The 1,465-nt window shown below is 76.0% G+C and carries 1 protein-coding gene; it reads right to left on the reverse strand.

From position 1 onward, the window contains the following. Nucleotides 1-1,465, reverse strand: a 1,465-nt coding sequence (locus tag ACWENR_RS30755; protein WP_452280438.1) for an SDR family NAD(P)-dependent oxidoreductase, incomplete at both ends; no start/stop codon positions are given.

Below are 1,465 nucleotides of genomic sequence, written 5' to 3' on the forward strand. Positions count from 1 at the left end.
ACCACGCCCTACTTCCGGCCGTACACGAACGACGACGTGATCGGCTGCGAGCTGGGCGGGGGCGGCTGCCGCGCAGCCGCCGCGCGTCCAGGCCGGCGGACTCGAACGCCTCCCAGGAGGTCTCCAGCAGCAGCCGCTGCTGCGGGTCCATGGCGAGGGCCTCGCGGGGCGAGATGCCGAAGAACGCCGGGTCGAACTCGGCCGCGTCGTGCAGGAAGCCGCCGTGGCGGGTGTACGAGGTGCCGCTGCGGTCCGGGTCGGGGTCGAACAGCGACGCCAGGTCCCAGCCCCGGTCGACGGGGAACTCGGAGATGCCGTCCCCGCCGGCGGCCAGCAGCTCCCACAGCTGGTCGGGGCTCTCGACGCCGCCCGGGTAGCGGCACGCCATGCCGACGATCGCGATGGGCTCGTCGGCGCCGGCGACGGTGCCCGCGACCGGGCCGGCGTTCGACGCGGCGACGCCGGCCAGCTCCGACCACACGTGGTCGGCGAGCGCGGTGGGGGTCGGGTAGTCGAAGACCAGCGTCGACGGCAGCCGCAGCCCGGTGGCCGCGTTCACCCGGTTGCGCAGGTCCACGGCGGTCAGCGAGTCGAAGCCCAGCTCGCGGAACGCCCGGTCCGCCGGCACCGCCTCCGCGCCGCCGTGCCCGAGCACCTGCGCGACCAGGCCCCGCACCAGCACGCCGATCTGGGCGCGGGCCTCGTCGGGCGTCAGGCCGCTGACGCGGGTCGCCCAGGTGGCGCCCCGTCCCGCCTGGCGGCGCGTCGCGGTGGCGCCGAGCAGGGCCCGCAGCATCGGCGGCACCAGGCCGGCACCGGCGGCGGCGCGGAGGGCGGCCAGGTCGATCACGGCGGGCACCAGGGCGGGCCGGTCGGCGCCCAGGGCGGCGTCGAACAGCCGCAGGCCCGTTTCGGCGTTCATCGCGGTGATGCCGCCCCGCGTCGACCGGGCCCGGTCCGCCTCGTCCAGCGACGCGGCCATCCCGGCGGTGTCCCACATCCCCCACGCCAGGCTCACGGCCGGCAATCCGAGCTGCCGCCGCCACACCGCCAGCCCGTCCAGGAACGCGTTACCCGCCGCGTACGCCGACTGCCCCGGCGAACCCAACACACCCGCCACCGACGAGAACACCACGAACAGGTCCAGGTCCAGGCCCGCCGTCGCCTCGTGCAGGAACCACCCCGCCGACACCTTCGGCGCCAACACCCCGGCCAGGCGTTCCTCGGTGACCCGTTCGACCACCCCGTCGTCCAGGACGCCGGCGGTGTGCACGACACCCGCCAGCCGGCCCCCGGCGGTGATCTCGGCGACCAGGCCGAACACCTGATCCCGGTCCGTCACGTCGCAGGCGACCACCCGCACCGACGCGCCCAACGCCGACAACCGCTCCGACAGCTCACCCGCACCATCGGCCGCCGGACCACGCCGCGACACCAGCACCAGCGAGCGCACGCCGTGCACCGA

The organism is Micromonospora sp. NPDC004336 (genome assembly GCF_053602615.1).